We start from the raw sequence: 24762 nt of genomic DNA, 5'->3' as shown, positions 1-24762 counted from the left end.
GGTGCAGTACCAATCTGTAGGGCTTTTTATATTCAATGGTAAATACGTTGGCGAAGGGTGGTAAATTCTTTGGCAAACCGTGGTAAATAACTTGGCAAGGGTGGTAAAATCAAGTGGCCGTAATCAAGTTTTAAATACGCTTACTAAGATTCAAAAAACATATTCTCCCCCCTTCAACAAAATGTGGAATTGCTCCTACACTAATTTTCATTAACAAACGGTATGTATTGAACATACCCATTGTTCTAATAACTTCTTAATTGGTGTATAATTATTACAAATACTACTAGGAGTGGTGACTATGAACAAAAGAGAGGAATTAAAACGTATTATTGATAACTTACCCGATGAAAAACTCCCCAATCCAATTGATTTCTTAAAATCACTCATTCCTGAAGATGACGAGCCGTTAACAATCGAAGAAATAAAAGAAATTGAAGAAGCAGAAAAACGTATTGTAAATGGAGAATATATTACCTTAGATGAATTATTAAAAGAGTTACATGGGGATGATTAATTATGTATGCCATGAAAATTGAAAAGAGTGCCGCGAAATTTATTAAAAGGTTAGACAAATCAACAAGAGGGAGAATTATTGATGCATTATTAGAAATTCAAGAAACCCCATATACAGCCAGTAATGTTAAGAAATTAACAAATGGTAACCGTTTTAGAAAACGTGTTGGGGATTATAGGATTATTTATAGGGTTTATGACGACGAATTAATCGTTAGTGTGATAAAAGTAGGAAATAGAGGAGATATCTACAAACATCTATAACCGCTTGCTCCATCCAATATTATTGAAGTTCGCCAACTTCTAACATTATCCTTAGTAACACGGTTTTGATTCTTAAAATATTAAGGAAGCCATCTAATGCCTGCTCGGTCCATTCCAATCTCATTCATACTTCTCCCTGATCAATCATTTCAATAACTTCATCTGTGGTATAAGTTTTTCCATCCAATATGTCCTTTTTTGCTTGAAGTAATTTTTGTTTTAATTCTGGATCAGCTTCTACATCGTCTGCAACTGTTGTTTCTGGTTTTTCAATTAGAGAAAGGTAATACTTCTTTCCATCTATTTCGATAACTGTATCGCCATTTTGGATGAATTCTTTCAATACTACTGCCATTTGACCCTCAAGCTTTTTCATATTAACTGCCTCCTTGAAGGAATTTATACCTCGACCTTTTCTTTTGATTATACAAGATATAAATTCTTATTAAAACTTTTCTCCATTTATAGGCCTATAAAAAATCCGGTAAATTATATTTATACATTTCTAGTGCGTTTGAATTTTCTTCTAACGTAGTGATGGTTTTGGCATTAGGTTTTGTATAAATCATTGGGCAATCTTTTTCGTCATACTCTTCTTTTATAGAAAATGCCAGTTTTTCGTCATTTATAGAAAACTCAGCTTGTACCCCTGGTTTGTTTCCACGGGCATCTATACGTATCCAACTGTTCAATGATCTAAGGTATACGCCGTTCAGTGCATGTAGAGAATAGCCCTTGTCCGGTGTATCAAATATCATCAGACGCTGATAACAAAAGCCTGCCGGTATCCTTTCTGACCTTAGCAAAGCAGCAAGTAAATTTGATTTTGCATAGCAAATACCTTCTTTATATTTAAGAACTTCAGATGCTTTACAAGTAACTCTTGTACTCTGAATATCCCAAGAATGGGAAATTTTATCCCTTACAAACTCAAATGCTGTTTTTACTTTATCAATTTCTGATTGACTATCTTTAAACAATTCATCAGCCTTTTCCTTAATTAAAGGATGAGAGTAATTAACAGTATCAAGTTCAGCTAAATAGTCGTTTAATTTTGCAGACTCAGGTGTTAGTTTCATTATTTTCCCCTTCCCCATCCAGCTATTAATATAAATAGCTGCTATTTGGTAAATTGCTTGATTAATAAAATAAAAATCAAACCTTATTGAATGAAGCTAATTTTTATTTTGCTTAAAACTATCTTCTGAAATAAATACATTTTCTAGGATTTAGCTTTTGGCAGTTGAAGAACTGTTCTCTTTATTCAATCAGACAAGACAGGCTTGAGTTTAAGTTACTCCATTTTACTTTGAATAAGGTAAAGCCCATAATCTTGCATTACCGAGGTATGTCCCATTTGCCTCAACATGGTAGCTATATTGCCACGATGATATGATCCGTGTGTTACAACGTGCAGTACCAATTCCGAAACAGAAGTTTCAACCAGTCCAGCATATGGGCTGTAATCGACTTCAATAACCTTATCAATATCTTCTTGGCTGTTTAAAATTGATTTATAACTTTCGGCTGATTCTAAAAATAGACCATTCATTTCATCAAGGTCTGTTGTTTCCACCCGCTCTTTTAATTGATTTGAGGACATCAATGCTTCCTCTATATTTCTGCTTCTGCCTGAGATAATGTCAAACCATGTAAGATCCGTAAGATAAATGTGAGATAATACCTTTGATACTGAAGAAAAACCGCTTGAAACATCCTTATGATAAATATCCTCAGGAAGTTCCTTTAAACGATCAATGATAACGCCATTTGCCCATACGTGGTAGTCATACATTTTCAAAGCGGTATGTGTCATTTTAAAATTCCCCCTGTTTTCTATGCCCTTTTATAAATCGGTTTACAATTTTTCAAATTAATATTAACGAGTTCCGTAAAGAAACCTTATATATTAATTCTTTTTTTTAAATTAAAACCCTTGTTAACTTTTTGTTAATTAAACAATCACAAGAATAAAAAGCCGATTTCCCTGGATAAAAAAAGGAGAATCGTTTTGCTGTAGTTGAATAATCGTCTTCAGTAAATCATTTTCATTTTTTGTAACCTTTAAATTTGAGTAAGTGAATTTTAATGAGGAGGAAATAAAATCATTAAATGCCTAACAATATTTATGCCATTCCATCATTAGATAAAGAAAGGGATTAAAAAAGGAGTGAAAGGGAATGGCTAAAAGATACCGGGGTAAAACATTAAACAACCTTCCTTCAAGAGGACGTGGGGAATGCCCACTGTGTGGCAGAACCGGAATTAAGTTATTGTATTCACATCATACCGATCAGGATCAAATGATCCAAGTTTGCAAAAGGTGTCGAAATAAATAGAGATTACGAACAATCTTGGAAACTAGGCAACTCATATTTGTCATGAATAGATAAGAAAGAAATGACTGTGATGAAATTAAGTCGACTCGCGTCATTATTTCCCGGAAAATAATTTAAATAGACGAGTTCTAATAACAATAGTTGATAAATCATAAGTTCTTCCTTATCGAAAGGAAGAACTTGTTACGTTTACTTTATGCCCATTAGCGACAATCCCATTTTATTACGGTTAACAACCGATTACCTGATTCAACATTTCGTTAACATGTGAAAAGATTGTAATTCTATAGGCAAAATATCTGCAAATTTATTAAGTGAAAAGTATATACGGTCATCTATCACTCAAAATTGTGATAAAATTACGTAAAATGGAAAGTAGAGTCTGACTTATTTCTCCCTTTATGTAAAAGGAATAGACTCTCTAATAAGGCGTTGATTAAAGTCACTTTTGGATAATTGGGGAAATAAGATTTCCTGTTCTGCTTTTTTGCCTTCCTCCCGCATTCTTTTTAAAACAGTACTAATTTTTTCGTGTAAGAACCCTTGACTTAACAAGTTACCTATCTTATCGATATCATACGATTCTAACGGCTTATATACCCCTACTTGCTCAAACCATTCTACTGTATAACCAAACAAATAGACTGAAACGTCTTGCCCATTAAGTTTCCTACATATATCTTGAGCTATCTGTAAGCCATATGGATCAAGATCAGGCCATATAAATACTTCCTTTAAACCTAATTTACAAGCCTGATACACAATACTCATCTCTTGCAAGGAGATAAATCCATTTCCTAATATAATCGACCATTCCCTTTTATGTAGCAGCTTACTTTTTGCAATAGAAAAATACAGAGCAGAATTTTCAATAATAAGCATGGAGGGTGGTACCCAGCTAGTTACTTTTATCATATTGATCATGTCTCGTGGAAAAGCAGTATAATCTTTAAACGCAAGACTAGTGCCAATATGACCCTCGTATACCCAAGTGAATTCCCCTGACAATACAACTTCGGATCTTTCCTCAATGATTCCATATTCCTCAAGGCTCTCTCCAAAATATTGTTGAATGCGCTTTTTGTCATTTGATTGAATTGACTTAGTATCACCAAATACTCGCTGGGAAAAAGTCTTCCAGTATTCCTTTCTATGTTGCTCAGCATTTTCATATAGAGCATATAAAATCCGAATAAATTTAAAATAGCCTTTTACTGAAGAAGACGACGACACAATCACATTTCCAACAACATCCACAATCTTTGCTTGGTTACTTTGAAAAAATAACTGTTTTTGTTCAATTAATAGCTTGTGTAGTTTTTTTCCATTTGTTGTTTTAGGAAGAGGAAGTGATGGAAAAGGGCTTGACATCCATATCGGTATGTCCGGCGGAGTCCACCCTACTAATTCACGGATATCATGTAAATATTTCTCATTATATTTTATCTGCTTTATCTTCCATCCTAATGATACCTTTTCCTCTTTATATATTATAAGGCTATGCTCATGAAGTGTTTCCATAGCGCTATCGACAATATCATACGGATAATTTTGTAATAATTTTTTCTTTAACGGTTCCCAGCGTTTATTGTTATTTCCTTTTAGTAACTCTGATAGTAGGTAAACAGCTACAAGTTGTTCTTCCTCATTTAGCAAGTCCTTTATATTGCCGCTAAACTCTAGAATTCCATATGTCTCTCTTTCTTTTGGACTTAGCACATTTTGTTTACCACAAATTCTACACTCAGACCATCGCTTACGAGTACTTACAAAGTAATTACCCATAATATCAAACGCTGACCACTCAGTCTTTTGCCTGTATGAATGGTTACATGAATTAAATAGCGTCCCGTTTTGCAAGGTACTCATCATTTATCACTCCATACGTAATCGGTGGTGCAACCTCTTCTAATACTCGTTTTGGTCGAAAATTAATTTGCATATCAACCCAAGGCATAAGTAATTTCACATTTTCCGAATAAGGCATTGCGATAAAAAATTGGACGCCTGTTTTCTGTAAAAATTCACCAGCGACATTGATACGTTCCTGATCTAAATGCGCAAACGGTTCATCTAAAATCATAAAGCTCAATCCACCATCAGAGCGTATTGCAGCAAACGTCAATAAAAGTGATGCAATTGCCTTTTGACCACCACTTAAACGTGCTTTGTCACGATAGCTCTTCATCTCTTTACCATGGAATCCTATTCGATAATCTACCTTCCACTTTTCTTCCCCTATATGAAAGGCTCGAAGATCTGCTTGTATATTTGTCTCTTTAGAAAGATCGTGTAACGACTTTCGAATATTTGTAAATACTTCCTCTATCATCGTATGATACTCTTGTTCAGCTTGAGCGTGCTTCTTCTCTAGATCATCTAAGTTTTCCTGTACCTGTACGATTTCGTCTCGATGACTTTGCAGCACCTTTTGATGCTGTTTATATTTTTGCTCTAATTGAATCATTTTTAGTTCTTCACCCGGTAAAATGAAATCTGTACTAGAAATAGTTCGTAGTACCTTTATACGATCCTCAAACTCTTTTATCTTTTGATTGTAAAATTCAATTGTAGCAATGTTTTCTATATACTCTTCACTTTTTGCATGTTCTATTTGCTCCGCAGTCAGCTGTTCTTCTGATCTACTTAAGGCAGCCTTTGCATTATTTACGTTTTCTTTTTCCAAATCCAAGTGCCGTAACAGATCATCTATTTTAGCTTCCTTTTCAGAAATAATACCCGCTACCCGGCTTAAATTACTATGCAGAGTTTTAATACTTTGAAAAATGTCTCCCATTACTACATGTTTAAGCTCAATTTCCTCTTTTAAATTATTTAGCTTTTTTTGAACGTGTAGTTTTTTCGTTGAGAGGTTTTTCATCTCTTGTTTTTTTACTGGAACGAATCGAACATGTCTTTGAATTTCTATCATCTCTTGTATCTGTTTTAGTTTCTTTTTAGCGCTTGCCATCGTATCTTTAGCCTGCTTCCAGTTTGGAAGCAACTGTAAAATAGTACTTTTAGCCTCTTCTAGCTGCGCTTTATAAGCATCCTTCCCACAATATAATCCATTTGCTTTTATAGCTCGGCCACCACGTTCTACGACTTTATATGGATAAGGGTGATTTAAAATAGCACTTTTGCCCTTTTTCACCCAGTCAAATGCCTCTTCCATCGTGCCACAAACCATAAAATGCTCGAACTTCTTCAAGTACCCCATTATCCGGTCATCAAGAACTTTTACTTTATTTAATACAGACTTTTTATGCAGCTTACATGAAGTGGAGTTAAACGGCGAAATCCAAAATGGGTACTTTTGTTGTTGAGCAAACTTCATTACATTTACCCAATCTTTATCAGACACTGTTATAGTAAATCGCTCTGAGCCTATCAAAGCTTCAATTGATTGACGCCATGAATCATCTAGGATTTCAATATAGTCAGCAATTAAAAGGTACTCAATATTAGAGCCTTTTAACTTATCAATCATCCGCCTTACAGCTTTTGGAAACTCAACGACACCTTGAACTTCTAGCCTTTGAACGATTTGCTCGCATTCTTCTTTTTCATGATCAATAACTTTCCATACGCCGGCAGCTTCCTCGTATTCTTTTTCTACCGCATTTTCTTTAACTTGTAGGTCTTTCTCATCAATAGCTTCAATATCTTGGTACCTTTTTAAGAAATCAGCTAAATCAGTCAAATTTGCTTCCAGTTCTGAAAGCTTTATTTTTAAATCCGTTTTTTTGTTTTGTAGCGTTTTAATTTCTTCATTTATATCAGTATATTTCCCTTCTATAATAGGGACATCTTTTTTGTATTGCTTTTGTTCATCCAATAGACGTTGTATGTCTTGATGAAGACAATTATATTGCTCTTCCATTCTTGCAATTTTACTGGTAAAATTCCCTACATCCTCTAAGCATTGCACATACTGTGAAATAGGGAGGTCAAATTTGCATTGCTGAATTTCCTTCGTAGCGTCATTAATTTGCTTACACCGCTCTATAAGTTGTTGCAATTGGCGTACACGTGCTTCTTCAAGCTCCTTTTGTTCTGATAGCGCTTGGAACTGCTGTTGCTGCTCACCGATTCTTTTTTTGATATCATTAAATTCATCAATTCGTTCCTGCTCTCCACAAATATCTAACAAATAATTAGCTAATCCTTCCTCATCCTTTTTAAGTACTTCTTCTGTATTCCCTTGACTTAAACTAAAGGATCGAATGAGCGCCTTAGAAATACCTACCTCATGAAACTGTTTATGAAATTGATCTATTTCTAACCAGCGAAGCGTTTTCTTAAGGTCCTTTTCTAAATCAAACTCTCCATCGTTAATATAATAGTTTCGTTTTACACTTGGATCATTAAGTATGAGTCGACAAACAACAGTGACTACATCTTGCTTTTTTCCGATAGGTTGAAACGGTCTCATATTATATGACTTTTGGTAGCTATTATCAAATCGACCTAACACATAAATTTCAAAAACATCATCTCTTTCAAAAAATGTTCGCAAACTATGACCATTATCGAATTTTGAGGCTCCAAATAGTAGACGAACCATATTATTAAATGTAGTTTTTCCTGAGCCATTTTCCCCTACACCTGCTGTAATTTTTTCATGAAAAATTACTTCCTGTCTAAGAAAATAAGAAAAACCATCTGATTCGATACTTAGCAACCGAATTGGTGCAATCCTTCTCTTAGTTTGCGCTGCCAAAGTTATCACCTCTATCTTCATGACTAACGATCTCTTCTAATTCAATAAACGTTACTTCTACATCTTCTTTCTTTGCCTCATTTTCAAGAATTAGAAAATCTATTACCTTATCCTTCACTAAGTCATACATTTTGACTGGATTAATGGCCGTAGTAAGACGAGGACCCGCTTTTATCGCATTCTTTTTTCCCCATACAGTCTGTATAAAGTCATACTGACGTAACAATGTAAGAGTTCTACGTAAGCTTTTACGACTGCCAATTTGTTGCTTAAAGTTCTCAAAAAGCTGATCTTCTGTCATATATGGTTCTTCTTGTAATTCTTCTTTTATTTTTAAATCTATTCTTGGCAGAATCAAATAGCACCATAAAATTGCAATCAATGCCTTTGCTTGAATAGTCAACCCCTTCCCCAGCTCTCCTTCAACTAAATCGTTTAATGAGCGTATGTGCTGCTTAATTCGGGCATCGTAGCAATTGGATATAGGGTCATCTATAAACTCATATCCCGCTTGATCGAGTCGTTCTGCTACCTTCTCTTTAAGGACTAAATTATATTTTAATTGTGGAAACATATCTCTAGAACAAGCACCAGTTGTTAGTTTCGCACAAATTTCATCAGGTGTATACTCATTCATTGTGATCCCTCCGTTTTATAACTCCTTTTGATAAAGCTGAAAATACCTGGTTATTATACGTGTCCGTCTGTAACGAAATATCTAATGAAAACGAATCGACACCATTCTGATTTAAAAGCACTTTTTCATCTAAAAAACATAAGGATGCTAGATACATTAAAGCATCTACCTTTGTTTTCTGTGTAAATAAAATTGTATGTAAAGGGACTTCAGTAGTTTCAGATAATGCATTTGCGATTTCCTCTTCAACTCTATGAAGGTATGGTTGTACACCCGACTCCTGCTCTTCGCTTCGGTAACCCTTTACTCGAGGACTTATTTTTCTATCCTTTATCTTCTTTTTAAGTGATAAAAATACATTTAACGATGTTACAATATCGTTTTCATCAACCCATTTCGCGTTTGATGGGACATACCCTACAGGATCAATTAGTTTACCAAGTATAGAAAAGCTGGATGTATATAGGAAACGCTCTATATCTTGTTTTGTAAAAACATTTTCCCCTAATATAGTTGATTCCATTATGTATTTTTTTTTAATATCAATGAACTTTAAAATCTCTTGTTTTGTCGCCAACAAAATATTAATTGAATTTCTATCAGTCTCATTTAATGGGATACCCTTCAATTTTTTCTTATTGTTAAGTTCCTTTAATCGATGAATAAACTCTTTAATCACCTTTAAGAAATCACACATTTTATTCGATGTTTCCGAAATACGTTCAGAATTTTTAGAGATAATGGATGCTTTGATTTCATCCATACATCTCTGTAAACCATTCATAGCCTGGTCACGAAGAAATTCGGTTGACTCCATATCTAAATCCATTGACTCAGCTGCCTGAAAAATTTGGTTCAATGCAAACTGAAACGCCATCTCATCCATTTCATCACCTTTATATAAAAACGGAAGGAAACGAATAAATAACAGCCCTGGTTTCGATAATGAATAATGTAAGCTGCCCTCTTCGCGAATAAACCAATTACTGTTTATAAGACTATTAAAAATTGAATTAATAACTTCCTTCGGATAAAGCGGAAACATCGCCTCCATTTCAGCACGTGTAAACGATGTTTTATTTATGTCTCTTGACAACTGCAATAAAACAAAGAGCTTATGAGGAAACAGCTGCCTAGAACTAGTTACATGGCTTAACAGCTCATACAAATATAAAAATCCCTCTGTATGAGGAACCTCTGGAAGTTCAACTTCCTCCCATGAATTCAATCCAACTTCTTCCGTCAAGGATGTCACCCCTTCCATTTTTTCGTTATAATCAATCTAGCCAAATTCAAAAAGTTCCATACCTAAAAGTACAAACTTTTACGATTTCTTAATTTGCCGATGATAAAAGAAAGGGCAAGAAATAATTGTGATGATTAAATAATATTAAGTCGACTCATGTCATTATTTCCTAGAAAATGATTTAAAGAGGAGATTTCTAAAAACTTTAAAACACGTTATGGTTCAGCTTAAATCCTTGTCCCCCTCCACCCTCTAAATCTATCCAAACCCATGCCCCGATCAGCTTCCCACGTTCTTCCCATCTTTTCTCTCAAACTCTTTCTGCTTATGTTTTTTCAACAGAAGTGAGAGAAGAAAGATGAGGTCTTCCCGGGTACTTTTATGCCACTTTTCACGTTATTCCCTTATGCTTGATGATCTAAAAAAGCCTGTTGTATCAAGCTATGTTAAGGTTAAACATGAATAAAGAATCGGAATCAAATCCGAAGGCAAGATCCCGATTCCTTTATCCACCGAATACATAAGTGTAGCCCGCTTCCTCTACTTAGAGTCAGACTATTTAGCGGAAGGGTCAGACTTTTTTGATGGTTAAGGATTTTAGCGGGAAAACATCAATGATTTGGTTGTTATATCATACTTCCCCAATAGAAAAAGACTATTACTATGAATTAATCATAATAACAGTCTTAGTAAAGAACTTTTTTCAAAGTAACAAAAGTATTGCTTTTAAATAAAGATTGATCAAAATGGATTCTTATCTTACAGATTTAAGTTTCGGTTTTATAAAAGGGTTTGATCATTTTTCTACTTGTCTTGCTCCATAATAGCGCTCGTTTGTTAACAAAGTCCCCCTCAATATTTATTTGATTTGCTCCGCCAACTCTAAAATAATCCCTTCTGGCCCACGAACGTAGCATAATTTATAAGTGTTTTCGTAGTTTTGTATCTCTCCAAAAATTTCCGCGCCTTTCTTTTTCAATTTGGCAACAACGGCTTCAATATCTTCAACAGCAAATGCAATATGGCAGATACTCAAGGTATTTGCAAAAGATTGCTGAATAACTTTTTCATCTGACGGCGTATGGAATTTGACCAGCTCCAAAGTTGCCTGGCCGTCCGGCATCCCTAACATTACAATTGTCTGTCTAACATCATTAAGTCCAATTATCCGTTCCGCCCACTCTCCTTTCATTTCTGTTTCCCCTAACACTTCAAGTCCAAGGTCAAGAAAAAAGGCTTTAGCGGCAGGAAGATCATTTACGATTACACCTACATGATCTATTCTATGGATCTTCATATTTTATACCTCCTTTGTTCTTGTTATTTTACAATATCCTGTATTTGTTTTCCTTAGCTTATCACACACAATGGATATGGACTTCTTCTCGACTGCTAAAAACAATCCCTTTATTTTTTCGTCATTACTTTTATTCAATTAAATGGCCCTTTAACGGAACAACACAATATTTAACCAACATTTCCTTAGCCTGCTTTTCAACATCAATGTTCATTTCCTTTTAACCATAAAAAAGACCCCTTTAGACAAACCATATCCAAAGGGGTAAAGCATCGCAACCTTTTTATAAACGTCGCATCTTTATTTTAATAATCGCATCTTTTTTATAAATATCGTGACTTTATTTCAATTCTAAATCTAAAGATACACCTATTTTTATTACTCCACCGTAACCGACTTAGCCAAATTCCTCGGCTTATCAACGTCGCAGTCACGGTGTAATGCAGCGTAGTAGGCTAAGAGCTGCATTGGTACGACGGAAACAAGTGGTGTGAGATATTCATGTACCTCAGGGAGTACGATTTGATCTCCTGTTTCGCTTGTGCTTTCCATGCTTACGATGCAGGCGTGCGCGCCGCGGGCAACGGTTTCTTTGACGTTGCTGCGGATGCTGCCGTTCACGTGAGCTTGGGTGGCGATAGCGATGACCGGTGTGCCTTCTTCAATTAAGGCAATGGTACCGTGTTTGAGCTCGCCGCCGGCAAAGCCTTCTGCTTGAATATATGAGATTTCTTTCAGCTTAAGTGCCGCTTCCTGGCAGACGTAATAATCGATGCCGCGGCCGATAAAGAAACAGCTGCGAGTGACTGACAGATAGTCGCGGGCAATTTTCTCGATGATGTCTTTTTGATCGACTAATGCTTCCATAGCATTGGCGACGATGCCAAGCTCTTGGATCGGATTAAAGTCGAGTTTGATGCCTTTGACTTTTGCTGTATCAACGGCAAGCAATGCGAGAACAGCAATTTGTGCTGTATAAGCTTTTGTTGAGGCTACAGCAATTTCCGGACCCGCGTGCAGCAGCAAGGTATGATCTGCTTCACGTGACAGCGTTGAACCGGCAACGTTTGTAATCGTTAGGGAACGGTGGCCCAATTTCTTGATGTGAACAAGAACGGCTCTGCTGTCGGCTGTTTCCCCGCTTTGAGAAATAAAAATGAATAACGGCTTTTCTGATAACAGCGGCATATTATACGAAAATTCACTGGCAATATGCACTTCAGTCGGGATTTTCGCCATTTTTTCAATCATTTGCTTACCGACAAGACCGGCATGGTAGCTTGTGCCGCAAGCTATGATATAAATGCGGTCCGAATTTTGAACAGCACTGCGAACATCTTCATCTAGTTTGATGTTGTCGTTTGCATCCTGATATTCCATAATGATTTTTCTCATAACAGCTGGTTGTTCATCGATTTCTTTTAGCATATAGTGAGGGTAAGTACCCTTTTCAATGTCGCTGGCATCAAGTTCAGCTGTAAAAGGCTCGCGGTGAACAAATATACCGTCCAATGTTTTAATTTCAACACGGTCACGTTTAACGATGACAATTTCTTCGTCCATCAATTCCACAAATTGATCTGTCACCTTCAGCATGGCCATAGCATCACTTGCAACAACGTTAAAGCCTTCGCCAATGCCGACTAAGAGCGGGCTTTTGTTTTTACCGACATAAATAGTGTCAGCATCTTGGTTATCAATGAGCGCTAACGCATATGAACCATGTAAAAGTGATAAGGTTTTACGAAAGGATGCTTCAACTGAAGATCCCTCATTAACGAATTCCTCGATAAGCTGAACAATGACTTCCGTATCTGTTTCACTCTTAAGCTCAACATTAGCAAGGTATTCATTTCTTAGCTTTTCATAGTTCTCTATGACACCGTTATGCACTAATGTAAAACGTCCGGAAAAACTTTGATGCGGGTGAGCGTTATACTTGCTTGGCTCACCATGTGTTGCCCAGCGTGTATGACCAATGCCCATTGTGGCTGAAATATCAGGATTAACGGATGCTTCTAATTCAGCAATCCGGCCTTTTTCTTTAAAAACATGCACACCGTTATCGTTCATGACTGCGATACCCGCAGAGTCATAACCTCTATATTCAAGCTTTCTTAATCCTTCTATTAAAATGTTTTTAACATCTTTTGTTCCAATATATCCTACGATTCCGCACATAATATCTTCCCCCTTAAGCGGGGTAAGAATCCGATGGGGTATTCTTACCCCACTTGTTTTCCATTTTAATTTCTTTACTCACTATCCGCCCTTGTGCAAAGGGTTGCCCCTCTGTTTTCAGGCTGAGATTTACGGGGGTGAGTGCTACCCGAGAGGCATCCGCCGAACACTCGATTAACCTCTTCCTCGTCAACTATTCTGCTTAACCGGTCGAGAATAGTTCAGGCGCTTTTTTTAAAAAAATTCTACGATCCACCTTTCTGGTTTTGAATAAACACTAGATAATTGTACAAGACTCCCACAACCATGTCAATGACTATTTCTCTTAAAGAAAACTTGCCGATATACTTTTAAATCTAAAAGTGCAAAAGTAAATTCCTGCATTTAAAAAAACCGTATGCACAGTATATTTCATTAATACTATGCATACGTCTTTTACTATTTTATGATATGAGGGTATAACTTGTATGTTTACAAACCCATTTCTTCTTGCACGACATCAACAACTTTTTGTACATATTGATCGCATTGTTCTTCAGTCGGCGCTTCTGCCATCACTCTGACTAACGGTTCTGTACCAGATGGTCTGACAAGGATACGTCCTTGACCATCCATATCTTTTTCAACTTCGGCAATCTTTTGTGCGACTTTTTCATTGTCAGTCACTTTATATTTATCGGTGACTTTGACGTTCATAAGTTTTTGCGGATATTTCTTCATACCGCCGGCAAGTTCAGACAGCTTTTTACCGGTAGCTTTCATAATGTTGACGAGTTGAAGGGCTGAAAGCATACCGTCACCTGTTGTAATGTGGTCAAGGAAAATAATATGGCCTGATTGCTCACCGCCTAAAGAAAAGCCGCCTTTTCTCATCTCTTCCATAACATAGCGGTCGCCAACAGAAGTTTGTTCTGTTTTGATACCCGCTTCCTCTAAGGCTTTGTACAGTCCTATATTACTCATGACTGTCGTAACCAGCGTGTCATGGTGCAGCCTGCCTTCACTTTTTAAATACTTTGCACAAATGTACATAATTTGATCGCCGTCTACGATATTCCCGTTCTCATCAACAGCGATAAGGCGGTCGCCGTCTCCATCAAAAGCCAGCCCAATATCAGCGCCCTTTTCTTTAACAAGCTCGACTAAGGCTTCAGGATGCGTTGAACCGACGCCTTCGTTAATATTTGTCCCATTTGGAGATGTGCCCATTGTTGAGATATCTGCTTCCAAATCTGCAAAAAGATGCGGTGCTAGGGAATAGGTAGCACCGTTTGCGCAATCTAATGCTATGTGGATACCTGCAAAATCTTCTACGTGAACCGTTTGTTTTAAGAACTGAAGATACTTTTGCCCGCCCTCAAAGTAGGCGCTTTGTGAGCCGATATCTGCGCCAACAGGACGCGGCAGGTTATCTTCATCCTTATCTAATAATTGTTCAATTTCTGCTTCTTGTTCGTCGCTCAGTTTAAATCCATCCGCCCCAAAAAACTTAATACCATTGTCAGCAACCGGATTATGTGATGCGGAAATCATGACACCCGCCTGTGCCCCCATCACTTTAGTTAAATAGGCTACTCCTGGAGTAGAAATAACACCAAGCTTCATTACTTCTACACCAATGGATAGCAATCCCGCGATTAATGCACTTTCTAACATATATCCCGAAATGCGTGTATCATGACCGACAAGAACTTTTGGGCGGTCCGCTTCCTCAGTTAATACATAGCCGCCGTAACGGCCCAATTTAAAAGCAAGCTCCGGTGTCAGTTCAGTATTGGCTACACCTCTTACACCGTCAGTTCCAAAGTATTTTCCCATTTCTTTATCGCTCCTTATCTTCGCCTTCGTTGTTTGTCTGAGTCGATGCTTTTTCAACAGCAGAGTCACTATCGTTAATTTTTTGTTGTTTTAATTTATTCCTCTTGTACGGAATGCCCTTTTGAATATCACCCGGGGCTTATATTAGCAGGAACCGGGTGTGGACCCTCGCCTAACTGCTTATTTACAGTAAGAAATATCTTTATCAGATTTCCGCTTTTAACCCGGAACTTCTTATTGACATTTAAGGCCAAAAGAATTCTGTTTGGAATCCCTGCCATTAGAGCTAATTTGTGTTATCATTCTGCCCGTCATCTTTGGTTGTGTTATCTTTCGAATCATCCGAGTGTCCTGTTGATGTTGAACCTGAACCTGATGTAGTCTGATGGCCATTGTCATTTTGATTATTATTTTTACTATCGTTATCATTATTATTGTCATTATTGCTTGGGGTGTTCTCATTTGAAGAACCCGTTTGATTTTGGTCATTATTTGCCGACGTGTCACCATCTTTGGAAGATTGACCATTATCATCATTTTGCCCGTCATCTTTGGATGTGTTATCTTTCGAATCATTCGAGCTTCCATTTGACGTTGTACCTGATGTTGCCTTGTCTTTATCACTTTGACTATTATCTTTACTGTCATTACTGCTATTATTGTTATTATCACTTGGGGTGCTATCATTTGAAGAACCCGTTTGATTTTGGTCATTATTTGCTGACGTGCCACTGTCATTGGAAGATTGGTCATTATTATTATCTGATGTTGTTTGATTGTTATCTTTAGTTTCTTGGCCATTACTTTTTTTCGATGAACCTGAAGCTGTTACCTTAACTTTTACTTTGATTGTGCCTGGATCAACCTTTTTCACTCCATTCGGTGTTGGTACGTCTAAATGAAATGTTTTATCACCAGTTATTTTATCCAGGGGTAAAACAACGCCATCTATAGAATCAATCGTATCTAACACATCTTTGCTTCCATATATTGTTACTGTTTGGGGGTCAACTTGTATTGAATCAATACTGACCCCATCCGGCAGTTGACCCTGTTCACTGATATGAATCGGAACCTTTTTAGCATCGCCGCCTATGATCGGTACTTTTACATAGGTTTTTGATGGGCTGATATTCACATTAAGCAGATTGCCGCTGCTGTCATAAGCATGAAGTGTCGCTTGTTGCCTAACGGTGCTGCTTGCCCCGCTGACATCCACAACCCCCTTAACAAACGCTACGGAATCAACCGCTTTTTTGCTGCCGGTTACTTTAACCGTGTCTGTGCTTGCTTCAGGCACGCCCACATTATAACCGCTTTGAACCTTGTCTTTATTTGCTACATCTATGCTGACAGGGAGTGTTTTTGACGTTTTATCTTGAACTTCTACATTAACATTTGACGGCACGGGGGTCACTTTAATGCCCGATGGAAAGCCGTCTGTTTGAACTGTAGCCGAATAACGTCCAGGTCCCTTGCCGTTAAGATTTATATATACCTTGCGATTACTTAATAATTTAGCTTTTAAAATAAGGTCGCTCGGCCCCTTCATCTCTACCTTAACGGTACTTGGCGCCCCTGTAACGACATAATTATCTTGGTCATATATGACCTCTAACGGCTCGGTCACGGCGGCAGTCTGGCTTGACTTGCCAATAATCCTTGTAGCCTGGCCGCCCGCCGATTGATCATTCGATGAGACAACGGTATATAACATTAACGCAATCAGAAATGAAAGTATTCTTATAAACCATTTGCTTTTAAATAATTTATCCATGATGCTTACCTCTCCAATTCCAGCGTAAAGAGCTGCTAGTTCTTGAGGTATATATTAATTCCTGTTCTAACAATTCTTTCAGGTTGTCTTCAGAGATATCACGTTTCAACTCACCGTTTTTCGTTACCGAAATACCGCCCGTTTCCTCTGAAACAACAACGGTAATACTATCGGTAACTTCACTGACACCCATCGCAGCCCTGTGCCGTGTACCTAGTTCTTTTGAAATAAAAGGACTTTCAGATAACGGCAAGTAACATGCCGCAGCTGTTATTTCATTCCCCTTTATAATAACCGCCCCATCATGCAAAGGGGTATTTGGAATGAAAATATTAATTAAGAGCTGTGAAGACAAATGAGCATTCATTGGTATGCCCGTTTCTATATATTCATTTAACCCTGTTTCCCGTTCAATAGACATCAAGGCGCCAATCCGCCGCTTGGCCATGTAAGAGGTTGCTTTAACAATGCCTTCAATTGTTTGCTTTTGTTTTTCATCCTTAGGCGCTTGACGAGAAAATAACCGGCCCCGCCCTAACTGTTCTAACGCTCTTCGCAATTCAGGCTGAAAAATAATGATAATCGCAAACAATCCGTACGTAATAGCGATATTTGATAACCATTCTAATGTTTTTAAGCCAAAGAAACTGCTTAAAAACCATATAGCAATGATAACCATAATACCTTTTAATAACTGTACGGCCTTTGTTCCTCTAATGACCATGATGATATTATAAATCACGAAAGTCACTAACAAGATATCAATTATTTCACTCAAATAATCTAAAATATTTATATGAATCCATGAAAACATGGCACTTTTCCTCCATATCAGATGCATATATGCCGCAAACTCAATTATAGCATAATATAAAATTTACATGTTCATACATTTCTTTTTAAAGAAAACATGCAGATTGGGAGTATGGCGGCGATTAGGCCTGGCACTTAAGAGCAAGTCTGACTGATTTACTCTTTTCGCAGTCCCGCTTCGTATAGTTCATTTCTGATATTAAGAATTATTCAATGACTGTATTAAGATTATGTGGGTATGAGTGGATCTTAGGCCCGTTCCCTAAAAAGGACTGCCTAAACGGGCAGCCATTTTAATATAAATAGACGTGTGAAAAAATCTTTAATATAATACCATGCCCATTCCATGATCTGATTGACCTTTTCAATTTTACCGGTGACATGACCGGCTGAAGCAAGGAGAGAATGACTGTTTATTAAAACAACATTCCCTTTAACCTTACCCTCTATTTTGGCCTTACCGTTTTGTACAATTAAATCCCCCTTTATAACCTCATCCTTTGGAACAACGACTGTGTGCCCATGATATTCAACACGCCCCTTTCCTTTAACCATAGCTTGAAACGGCGTTTGTTCCCATAGCGAAAAAACATAACCAAGCATTAAGAAGATAAAAATGGCCGCTGCAGTCATAACCGGGTGGCGTTTCATCCAACGTTTATATTTGTATTCCCTATTGGGTGCAGCAATGCAGCTTAAAACGGATGCAGTGAAATGTTCAGGGGGATGTTGTTGATCCAATTGTTTAATAAGATCCACCGATTTAACTAACTGATGATAATGCTGTTTACAATTATCACAAGCTTGTATATGAGCTTTTAGCTTCTCCTGTTCCCAGGTTGCAGCCTCTTTATCAAGAACAGCATCTATAAGCTGTTTCATCTCTAATGAACAAGCCATGATCTCACCTCTTTAAAAAAAGTGACGTAATCGTTTCCTTAGCGCTTCCCGTCCCCGATGCACTCTTGTTTTAACTGTAGTCTCCGGAATATCCAGAATTTCGCTGATTTCCTTTAGACTTAAATCCTGTAAATATTTTAAAACAATAACCGAACGATATTTCGGGGGCAATTGACTTATTTCATATTGAATGGTTTCCTGCATTTCATTTTCTAATAAATGTTCCTCGGGAAGCCGCTCACAAGAGGCAATATGCATATACATATTAAACCCATTGGTGCCGGGAATTTCCGCATCAAGATAATCACTTGGTTTTTTCTTTCGTAAATAATCTATAGATAAATTGGTTGCAATCCTATAAAGCCACGTCGAGAATTTCCTGTTCGTTTCATAGCGCTCAATATTTGTATAGGCTCTCAGGAAAGTTTCTTGGGCCAAATCTTCTGCTTCTTGCGGTAAACCCACCATTCGATAACATATATTATAAACCTGGTTTTTATAAAGATTAACAAGCTCGCTAAACGCGGCTTGATCACCTTTTTTTACTTTTTTAATTAAACGTTTAATCTTCGGGTCCATATTCAGCCTCATTTCTGAGTAATTATATATACGAAGATAGAAACATGAGGTTCCAGCTTAATTTTAGCAAACAATTGGTATTTAATGGCGGTTTTAATAAATAAATTTACAAACCCCCTTTAGTATAAATAACATTTTCATACAAACCAATCAGTTTATAAAGTAATACGCCAAGTTTATTATGAATAAAATCTTTTATGACGTTAGGCTTTTATGATTTAAGGGTAAGAAATAAGCAGCAAAAAATTTCATCAAAATGGAAGTGATTGATTAAAATGGATTAAAATAAGGGGGAACAAGAAATGGATAAAGATTATTCAATGGGCTTGTATGGTTTTGGGGCTTTTAGTGTTTTTATGTGGATTGTCTTTTTAGCCATTTATATTTTACAAGCAACAGCAATGTTCAAAATGTACCAAAAGGCAAACATTAAACATGCTTGGCTGGCCTATATCCCAATCGCGCAGCTGTGGCCATTTTTTTGGGCAATTAAAAAAAGCGCTTGGAATATTCTTTGGTTTTTGCTGCCTATTGCAGGCATCGTAATAGGTGTTATCATTTTAGCTGTATGGCAAGATACTCCTGCCTTTGTGATCTATAGATCTATATCATTTTGGTTCTTATATCTTCGATTATTCCAACTGTACTGTATATTATCTGGATGGTACGACTATTCAAAGCTTATAACATGAGTCCTCTTTGGTTGTTGGGGTTAATTGGCTGCATTATTCCGATTGTTAACTTCCTTGTCGGCATCGGTTTTGTTGTCCTTTATTGTTACATGGGCTTCAGTTCAAAAGTTCAGTACAACCCGGATTTTGACGCCAGAAAAATATAAAACCAAACGAAATATAACATTCGTTTTTTCCTTTCCAATTTAAACTTCAGTTTTTGATATCTCCTGAAAACTTGGCTGGTGCCAAGCCTTAATGCGAAGGCAGCCGCCTAGTAATCCAGAGCATAAGTCTCACTAACCAACTGTTTTCCCAGTCTCGCTGTCGCACTTATACTTTGATCCTATAGTGAAGTTAAACTTTCTGAAATTGCAAAAAGGATGTTTCTATTTTTATAAAAAAGGGAAGACTATGTTTAAGTTTATGTTTCGGAGGATATTTTGTCATGACCAGGTTTGAATTAATGGCCGAAATTGAAAAAACCCGCAGCCATCTTTTAATAGCTGCAAATACACAAACATTGTCGTCCAAAAATGTCCTGACACTTAGTACAAAACTTGATAAACTCATTAATCAATACCAAAAAACACAACATCTGGACATTTAATAAGCCAACCGCTTTAAATGATAATAGCGGTTGGCTTATTTATATGGGATAACTTTGTTAGAGAAGCTTTTCTCCAAATAATGAGCCCGCTAACGCAACAGCAGCTTCGGCTGTTTTATTTTTTTCATCTATTATTGGATTCACTTCTACAAATTCTGCAGATGTAATAATATCAGCTTCTGACAGCATTTCCATGGCTAAATGGCTTTCACGGTATGAAATGCCTCCTAACACAGGAGTTCCAACGCCAGGAGCATCACTTGGATCCAGTCCATCCAGATCCAAACTAAGGTGAACACCATCTGTCCGGTCCTTTAAATAATTGATGGCATCGTTCATAACCGCAGTCATTCCTAATCTATCTATTTCATGCATCGTAAAGACACGAATATTCTTCTCACGAATCAGTTCCTTTTCGCCTTTGTCCAAAGAACGCGCGCCTATAATAACAACATTTTCAGGCTTAACCTTAGACTGATAGCCGCCGATACTTGTCAGTGAAGCGTGTCCCAACCCTAAGCTTGCTGCAAGGGGCATACCATGAATATTTCCGGAGGGTGAAATTTCTGCTGTATTCAAATCACCATGAGCATCATACCAAATAACGCCTAAGTTTTTATGCGGTTTAGCGACACCGGCCAATGTTCCGATCGCTATACTGTGATCACCGCCTAAAACGAGCGGGAAACGATCTTTTTCAATGATGTCACTAACCGCGTGATATAGTCTCTCGTTCGTTTCGGTAACCGCTTTCAAATTTTTCAACAATAAATGATCTTGTTCCTTTTTATCAGGACGGCTGATTTCAATATCACCGTAATCTTCTACATCATAGCCAATAGCCTCCAGCCTTTTGACTAACCCGGCATATTTTATTGCACTTGGGCCCATATCTACGCCTCTTCTTGATTGTCCTAGATCCATTGGTGCGCCAATTATTGATATTTGCTTTTTCATCTATTACAGCCTCCTTTGACTACACTTCTATTTTATACATAAGTGGTTGAGACTACAAATGTTAAAAATAGAAAATTATTTGTTTACTTTAATTAAAAAAATGCACCATCTCATTTCTTCATTTAATTAATATCCATTTATTTTAAATAAATGATGAAATTGAAGTTTTCAACATCAAAAAACAAAAAACCTTAAACTGATTAAAGTCTAAGGTCAAAGGGATTTGTATTTGAGTTTGGTGGAGCCTAGCGGGATCGAACCGCTGACCTCCTGCGTGCAAAGCAGGCGCTCTCCCAGCTGAGCTAAGGCCCCATTATAATGGAGCGGAAGACGGGATTCGAACCCGCGACCCCCACCTTGGCAAGGTGATGTTCTACCACTGAACTACTTCCGCGTTATTTATATTTAATGCGGGTGAAGGGACTTGAACCCCCACGTCCGTAAAGGACACTAGACCCTGAATCTAGCGCGTCTGCCATTCCGCCACACCCGCGTTCTGGATGTTGGACATTAGAAGTTTGAAGTTGGATTCTTTTGAATCTCATCAAAGCAAAAGCAGTTATTCTAACGTCTTACTTCTAACCTCTAACTTCTAGAATGATGAGCCATGGAGGATTCGAACCTCCGACCCTCTGATTAAAAGTCAGATGCTCTACCGACTGAGCTAATGGCTCAAAGTGGTGGAGGGAGAAGGATTCGAACCTTCGAACCCGTAGGGAGCGGATTTACAGTCCGCCGCGTTTGGCCTCTTCGCTATCCCTCCATGCCATATTCATAACTTGTTAAATAAAAAATGCCGGCCAGAGGACTTGAACCCCCAACCTACTGATTACAAGTCAGTTGCTCTACCAATTGAGCTAGGCCGGCATAATGGTGGAGGATACAGGGCTCGAACCTGTGACCCCCTGCTTGTAAGGCAGATGCTCTCCCAGCTGAGCTAATCCTCCAATATGTATGTTGGTGACCCGTACGGGATTCGAACCCGTGTTACCGCCGTGAAAGGGCGGTGTCTTAACCACTTGACCAACGGGCCAATGTTTTTCTTCTTCAATCGACATTTATTATTATATCTAGACAATCATCATTTGTAAAGAGGAATATAAAAACTTTTATTTTCTGAATACTTAACAGTAATTGTACATAAACTGACCTTTTATTTTTCCTTTTTATCGTCCTTTGATTGTTTACTTTTAAGCCATTTTTCAATTGGTGTAGGAAACAAACGAAGATACTGTACAGTAATTACTGCGGGAAGTATATAGCCTATTGCTGCTTCTAAAATAGCAACACCCCTGGACCATCCAAATGGGGTTATATCACCATATCCAACCGATAACAATGTAATTGCACTAAAATATAAAGTTCTTGTACCTTTATCAACCCAATAAGGCATATCGGTTATCGCTGTATGATGCTCAACAATTTGTCCAAGGTTAAGAACATCTAATATTAAATAAATGACTGTAAAGGTTCCGATAATATTTACACATAATATGAATAAAGCCAGCGAATTATAAATTAATCCATGTCTGTTCATAGCTCAAACCCCTTTGTACATGCTATGCAACAGGTCACAGAAATATTTAATAAAGAGGATTTAGCTGGGTGTTAAGTCTCAAAGAAATACAACTTTCTGGTTGAAAGGCACCTGCTTGAATCATCTTCTATACAGCTTTGCGGCGAATTTTGATTCACACCTTTAAATATTCTTTGCATAGAAGCAGTTTTTAATACTTCGGCCTCATCTTGGCAGCCGCTCTTAAACAACATCTACGTTACCAGGATAGTATGAAAACAGAGGCCTTAGAAAAAGGCCTCTGTAACCTGTGAAAATGTTGGAGCAAAGCTCCTGATTGTTCAGCCAAGTTAACGGTTTGGGAAAAGTTCCCTTTGACGCCACATTTGACCCATGCGGTTTCTTACCGCATTTGTCATTCTATTATTTGGCTTCATCATTTGATAAGCAACAGCGCCAATTCCAACCGAAGCAATTAACGGCATCCAATTTGTTCTTTGATCCAACGCTATCACCACTTTTTTAATATTGTTCACTTGTTTGCGAACAATATTATATTTAGCCAAATGTGTTCTTTTCATGTTAGTTAATCGTTACCATCAAACATAATAAAGATGATCAGAGCTATTATCGCTTACATTACAACATTTTTCCCGAAAACAACTTTTCTAAATCCTTTAGTCATTTAAAAATTATATCTTGATGGGATGCCATCATACAAACTTAATAAAACCCATCCCAAATTTATAATTGTCATATAAGCCTTTTAGAGCATTTCACCTGTATAGAAAGAGCTCGTTAGTTGATCAAAGTCATAACCTTTCAGTTCTTCCAACCTAATATTGGCGTGTGCACCTTCATGCACCATAAGATTACTGTTTTCACCAACATGTATTAAAATTACAGGCTTGCCAACAGCAAAAGCGTAACCAAATTCCCATGCCGTTCCGCTGTCTGAATAGTTGCCATGATAAATACCTACAACTGCTTCAGCCCACTTAATGTATTTAATATCCTTCATAAATGTTTCAATTGACCATTGACGTGAACCCACTTCAACTTGTTTATCTATTGGATTTCGGAACGGTGAAAATACTTGCAGACCTTTTTCCTCTAAAATCTCTTCAACCTGCTCTAAATATGTAATCTCTTTTTTATTAAAAAATGGACTGGCTAAATAAACCCTTTTCATTCATTAACCTCCTTAATTCCCCAATTATATAAAAAAGGAGTTGAAAAAACAAAACGGAGAATAAGAACAAAACAAACACTTTTAATTATTTAACTGTAATAATTAAAAGCATTAAAAAAACCCCTTTATCAAGGGATTTTCGTCATCTGTTATAAAGCTTCCAACCGGACTTGAACCGATGACCCCTTCCTTACCATGGAAGTGCTCTACCGACTGAGCTATGGAAGCAATGGCTCCACAGGCAGGATTCGAACCTGCGACCGATCGGTTAACAGCCGATTGCTCTACCACTGAGCTACTGTGGAACAATATTAATAATTAATTCTGATATTTATCATTATAAAAAGTTTGCCTGGCAGCGTCCTACTCTCACAGGGGGAAGCCCCCAATTACCATCGGCGCTGAAGAGCTTAACGACCGTGTTCGGGATGGGAACGGGTGTGACCTCTTCGCCATTGCTACCAAGCCAACTACTTGAATCTGCTTCTCTGCAGGTTTGCGACGAGCAGGCAATACTTCATTGCTCTAACGTCGGTGCAGGAGCAGACTATGTATAAGAAGGTTGAACCTTCAAAACCAGAAGCGAATATAAGACATGTTGTAATTTGGTTAAGTCCTCGACCGATTAGTATCTGTCAGCTTCACGTGTCACCACGCTTCCACCTCAGACCTATCAACCTCATCATCTATAAGGGGTCTTACTGATTTAACATCATGGGAAATCTC

At 37.5% G+C, this 24762-nt stretch carries 23 protein-coding genes, 10 tRNA genes and 2 rRNA genes; 5 read left to right on the top strand and 30 right to left on the bottom strand.

Features of this window, described 5'->3' with window-relative positions:
- Positions 1-301 precede the first annotated feature (301 nt).
- Entirely contained in the window at positions 302-517 is a 216-nt protein-coding gene (locus ACFQRG_RS16965) for a hypothetical protein (RefSeq protein ID WP_380968194.1), read from the top strand.
- A 2-nt stretch (positions 518-519) separates the two neighbouring features.
- Complete coding sequence (locus tag ACFQRG_RS16960; RefSeq protein WP_380968192.1) at positions 520-780, top strand: type II toxin-antitoxin system RelE family toxin; 261 nt, start codon at positions 520-522, stop codon at positions 778-780.
- Between the two features lie 124 nt (positions 781-904).
- Here the strand turns inward: ACFQRG_RS16960 and ACFQRG_RS16955 are convergent, their stop codons facing one another.
- The 14 genes from ACFQRG_RS16955 to sigW all read right to left on the bottom strand — a co-directional run bounded on the left by ACFQRG_RS16955 (position 905) and on the right by sigW (position 19090).
- A complete protein-coding gene (locus ACFQRG_RS16955) occupies positions 905-1156 on the bottom strand; it encodes a hypothetical protein (protein ID WP_380968190.1) in 252 nt (83 codons plus the stop codon).
- 94 nt (positions 1157-1250) lie between these two features.
- Positions 1251-1859, bottom strand: a complete 609-nt coding sequence (locus ACFQRG_RS16950; RefSeq protein ID WP_380968188.1) for a transglutaminase-like domain-containing protein — start codon at positions 1857-1859, stop codon at positions 1251-1253.
- Positions 1860-2074: 215 nt separating this feature from the next.
- Positions 2075-2596 (bottom strand): DinB family protein, encoded by a 522-nt coding sequence (locus ACFQRG_RS16945; protein ID WP_380968187.1) that lies wholly within the window; start codon positions 2594-2596, stop codon positions 2075-2077.
- Positions 2597-3518: 922 nt separating this feature from the next.
- Complete coding sequence (locus ACFQRG_RS16940) at positions 3519-4991, bottom strand: toprim domain-containing protein (protein WP_380968185.1); 1473 nt, start codon at positions 4989-4991, stop codon at positions 3519-3521.
- A complete protein-coding gene (locus ACFQRG_RS16935) occupies positions 4957-7842 on the bottom strand; it encodes an AAA family ATPase (protein ID WP_380968183.1) in 2886 nt (961 codons plus the stop codon). Before ACFQRG_RS16935 ends, ACFQRG_RS16940 begins: the two co-directional genes overlap by 35 nt.
- Complete coding sequence (locus ACFQRG_RS16930; RefSeq protein WP_380968181.1) at positions 7826-8479, bottom strand: hypothetical protein; 654 nt, start codon at positions 8477-8479, stop codon at positions 7826-7828. The genes ACFQRG_RS16935 and ACFQRG_RS16930 overlap by 17 nt, the downstream gene beginning before the upstream one ends.
- Entirely contained in the window at positions 8472-9725 is a 1254-nt protein-coding gene (locus ACFQRG_RS16925; RefSeq protein ID WP_380968179.1) for a hypothetical protein, read from the bottom strand. The genes ACFQRG_RS16930 and ACFQRG_RS16925 overlap by 8 nt, the downstream gene beginning before the upstream one ends.
- Before the next feature lie 859 nt (positions 9726-10584).
- On the bottom strand, positions 10585-11022 hold the full coding sequence (locus ACFQRG_RS16920; RefSeq protein ID WP_380968177.1) for a VOC family protein: 438 nt from the start codon (positions 11020-11022) through the stop codon (positions 10585-10587).
- Between the two features lie 378 nt (positions 11023-11400).
- Positions 11401-13203: a glutamine--fructose-6-phosphate transaminase (isomerizing) gene (glmS, locus tag ACFQRG_RS16915; protein ID WP_380968175.1), complete on the bottom strand. Its 1803-nt coding sequence runs from the start codon at positions 13201-13203 to the stop codon at positions 11401-11403.
- 471 nt (positions 13204-13674) lie between these two features.
- Positions 13675-15021, bottom strand: a complete 1347-nt coding sequence (glmM, locus tag ACFQRG_RS16910; protein ID WP_380968173.1) for a phosphoglucosamine mutase — start codon at positions 15019-15021, stop codon at positions 13675-13677.
- 286 nt (positions 15022-15307) lie between these two features.
- Positions 15308-16798: a CdaR family protein gene (locus ACFQRG_RS16905; RefSeq protein WP_380968171.1), complete on the bottom strand. Its 1491-nt coding sequence runs from the start codon at positions 16796-16798 to the stop codon at positions 15308-15310.
- A complete protein-coding gene (gene cdaA / locus ACFQRG_RS16900; RefSeq protein WP_380968168.1) occupies positions 16791-17612 on the bottom strand; it encodes a diadenylate cyclase CdaA in 822 nt (273 codons plus the stop codon). Before cdaA ends, ACFQRG_RS16905 begins: the two co-directional genes overlap by 8 nt.
- Positions 17613-17887: 275 nt before the next feature.
- Positions 17888-18511, bottom strand: a complete 624-nt coding sequence (locus tag ACFQRG_RS16895; RefSeq protein WP_380968166.1) for an anti-sigma factor — start codon at positions 18509-18511, stop codon at positions 17888-17890.
- Between the two features lie 12 nt (positions 18512-18523).
- Complete coding sequence (gene sigW, locus ACFQRG_RS16890; RefSeq protein ID WP_380968164.1) at positions 18524-19090, bottom strand: RNA polymerase sigma factor SigW; 567 nt, start codon at positions 19088-19090, stop codon at positions 18524-18526.
- 302 nt (positions 19091-19392) lie between these two features.
- Between sigW and ACFQRG_RS16885 the strand changes: the two genes are divergently transcribed.
- The 3 genes from ACFQRG_RS16885 to ACFQRG_RS16875 all read left to right on the top strand — a co-directional run bounded on the left by ACFQRG_RS16885 (position 19393) and on the right by ACFQRG_RS16875 (position 20371).
- Complete coding sequence (locus ACFQRG_RS16885; protein WP_380968162.1) at positions 19393-19782, top strand: hypothetical protein; 390 nt, start codon at positions 19393-19395, stop codon at positions 19780-19782.
- A gap of 11 nt (positions 19783-19793) precedes the next feature.
- Positions 19794-19928 (top strand): hypothetical protein, encoded by a 135-nt coding sequence (locus tag ACFQRG_RS16880; RefSeq protein WP_380968160.1) that lies wholly within the window; start codon positions 19794-19796, stop codon positions 19926-19928.
- A gap of 281 nt (positions 19929-20209) precedes the next feature.
- Entirely contained in the window at positions 20210-20371 is a 162-nt protein-coding gene (locus tag ACFQRG_RS16875; protein ID WP_380968158.1) for an aspartyl-phosphate phosphatase Spo0E family protein, read from the top strand.
- Between the two features lie 57 nt (positions 20372-20428).
- Here the strand turns inward: ACFQRG_RS16875 and rocF are convergent, their stop codons facing one another.
- The 16 genes from rocF to ACFQRG_RS16795 all read right to left on the bottom strand — a co-directional run.
- On the bottom strand, positions 20429-21328 hold the full coding sequence (rocF, locus tag ACFQRG_RS16870) for an arginase (protein WP_380968156.1): 900 nt from the start codon (positions 21326-21328) through the stop codon (positions 20429-20431).
- Positions 21329-21564: 236 nt separating this feature from the next.
- A tRNA-Ala gene (locus tag ACFQRG_RS16865) sits at positions 21565-21640 on the bottom strand.
- Between the two features lie 7 nt (positions 21641-21647).
- Positions 21648-21722 (bottom strand) — tRNA-Gly (locus tag ACFQRG_RS16860).
- A gap of 15 nt (positions 21723-21737) precedes the next feature.
- Positions 21738-21821, bottom strand: a tRNA-Leu gene (locus ACFQRG_RS16855).
- A gap of 108 nt (positions 21822-21929) precedes the next feature.
- A tRNA-Lys gene (locus tag ACFQRG_RS16850) sits at positions 21930-22002 on the bottom strand.
- A 4-nt stretch (positions 22003-22006) separates the two neighbouring features.
- A tRNA-Tyr gene (locus tag ACFQRG_RS16845) sits at positions 22007-22091 on the bottom strand.
- A gap of 31 nt (positions 22092-22122) precedes the next feature.
- Positions 22123-22195: transfer RNA gene (locus ACFQRG_RS16840), tRNA-Thr, on the bottom strand.
- 4 nt (positions 22196-22199) lie between these two features.
- Positions 22200-22275: transfer RNA gene (locus ACFQRG_RS16835), tRNA-Val, on the bottom strand.
- 11 nt (positions 22276-22286) lie between these two features.
- Positions 22287-22361, bottom strand: a tRNA-Glu gene (locus ACFQRG_RS16830).
- A 120-nt stretch (positions 22362-22481) separates the two neighbouring features.
- Positions 22482-22865: an ion channel gene (locus tag ACFQRG_RS16825; protein ID WP_380968154.1), complete on the bottom strand. Its 384-nt coding sequence runs from the start codon at positions 22863-22865 to the stop codon at positions 22482-22484.
- A gap of 329 nt (positions 22866-23194) precedes the next feature.
- A complete protein-coding gene (locus ACFQRG_RS16820; protein WP_380968152.1) occupies positions 23195-23425 on the bottom strand; it encodes a hypothetical protein in 231 nt (76 codons plus the stop codon).
- Between the two features lie 185 nt (positions 23426-23610).
- Positions 23611-24036 (bottom strand): nucleoside 2-deoxyribosyltransferase, encoded by a 426-nt coding sequence (locus ACFQRG_RS16815; protein WP_380968150.1) that lies wholly within the window; start codon positions 24034-24036, stop codon positions 23611-23613.
- 155 nt (positions 24037-24191) lie between these two features.
- A tRNA-Thr gene (locus ACFQRG_RS16810) sits at positions 24192-24264 on the bottom strand.
- 2 nt (positions 24265-24266) lie between these two features.
- Positions 24267-24341: transfer RNA gene (locus tag ACFQRG_RS16805), tRNA-Asn, on the bottom strand.
- 45 nt (positions 24342-24386) lie between these two features.
- Positions 24387-24502, bottom strand: a 5S ribosomal RNA gene (gene rrf, locus ACFQRG_RS16800).
- Between the two features lie 139 nt (positions 24503-24641).
- Positions 24642-24762, bottom strand: a 23S ribosomal RNA gene (locus tag ACFQRG_RS16795); the annotation flags it as partial.

It is taken from the genome of Scopulibacillus cellulosilyticus (genome assembly GCF_042665295.1).
Lineage (GTDB): Bacteria > Bacillota > Bacilli > Bacillales > Sporolactobacillaceae > Scopulibacillus_A > Scopulibacillus_A cellulosilyticus.
The sequence above is the reverse complement of the archived record's forward strand: the minus strand, read 5'-3'. Positions and strand labels throughout refer to the sequence as shown.

Excerpts from the sequence above, each read along its gene's own strand:
- ACFQRG_RS16965 (WP_380968194.1), top strand. The coding sequence starts at position 302 with ATGAACAAAAGAGAGGAATTAAAACGTATTATTGATAACTTACCCGAT.
- ACFQRG_RS16960 (WP_380968192.1), top strand. The coding sequence starts at position 520 with ATGTATGCCATGAAAATTGAAAAGAGTGCCGCGAAATTTATTAAAAGG.
- ACFQRG_RS16955 (WP_380968190.1), bottom strand. The coding sequence starts at position 1,156 with ATGAAAAAGCTTGAGGGTCAAATGGCAGTAGTATTGAAAGAATTCATC.
- ACFQRG_RS16950 (WP_380968188.1), bottom strand. The coding sequence starts at position 1,859 with ATGAAACTAACACCTGAGTCTGCAAAATTAAACGACTATTTAGCTGAA.
- ACFQRG_RS16945 (WP_380968187.1), bottom strand. The coding sequence starts at position 2,596 with ATGACACATACCGCTTTGAAAATGTATGACTACCACGTATGGGCAAAT.
- ACFQRG_RS16940 (WP_380968185.1), bottom strand. The coding sequence starts at position 4,991 with ATGATGAGTACCTTGCAAAACGGGACGCTATTTAATTCATGTAACCAT.
- ACFQRG_RS16930 (WP_380968181.1), bottom strand. The coding sequence starts at position 8,479 with ATGAATGAGTATACACCTGATGAAATTTGTGCGAAACTAACAACTGGT.
- ACFQRG_RS16920 (WP_380968177.1), bottom strand. The coding sequence starts at position 11,022 with ATGAAGATCCATAGAATAGATCATGTAGGTGTAATCGTAAATGATCTT.
- glmS (WP_380968175.1), bottom strand. The coding sequence starts at position 13,203 with ATGTGCGGAATCGTAGGATATATTGGAACAAAAGATGTTAAAAACATT.
- glmM (WP_380968173.1), bottom strand. The coding sequence starts at position 15,021 with ATGGGAAAATACTTTGGAACTGACGGTGTAAGAGGTGTAGCCAATACT.
- ACFQRG_RS16905 (WP_380968171.1), bottom strand. The coding sequence starts at position 16,798 with ATGGATAAATTATTTAAAAGCAAATGGTTTATAAGAATACTTTCATTT.
- cdaA (WP_380968168.1), bottom strand. The coding sequence starts at position 17,612 with ATGTTTTCATGGATTCATATAAATATTTTAGATTATTTGAGTGAAATA.
- ACFQRG_RS16895 (WP_380968166.1), bottom strand. The coding sequence starts at position 18,511 with ATGGCTTGTTCATTAGAGATGAAACAGCTTATAGATGCTGTTCTTGAT.
- sigW (WP_380968164.1), bottom strand. The coding sequence starts at position 19,090 with ATGGACCCGAAGATTAAACGTTTAATTAAAAAAGTAAAAAAAGGTGAT.
- ACFQRG_RS16885 (WP_380968162.1), top strand. The coding sequence starts at position 19,393 with ATGGATAAAGATTATTCAATGGGCTTGTATGGTTTTGGGGCTTTTAGT.
- ACFQRG_RS16875 (WP_380968158.1), top strand. The coding sequence starts at position 20,210 with ATGACCAGGTTTGAATTAATGGCCGAAATTGAAAAAACCCGCAGCCAT.
- rocF (WP_380968156.1), bottom strand. The coding sequence starts at position 21,328 with ATGAAAAAGCAAATATCAATAATTGGCGCACCAATGGATCTAGGACAA.
- ACFQRG_RS16825 (WP_380968154.1), bottom strand. The coding sequence starts at position 22,865 with ATGAACAGACATGGATTAATTTATAATTCGCTGGCTTTATTCATATTA.
- ACFQRG_RS16820 (WP_380968152.1), bottom strand. The coding sequence starts at position 23,425 with ATGAAAAGAACACATTTGGCTAAATATAATATTGTTCGCAAACAAGTG.
- ACFQRG_RS16815 (WP_380968150.1), bottom strand. The coding sequence starts at position 24,036 with ATGAAAAGGGTTTATTTAGCCAGTCCATTTTTTAATAAAAAAGAGATT.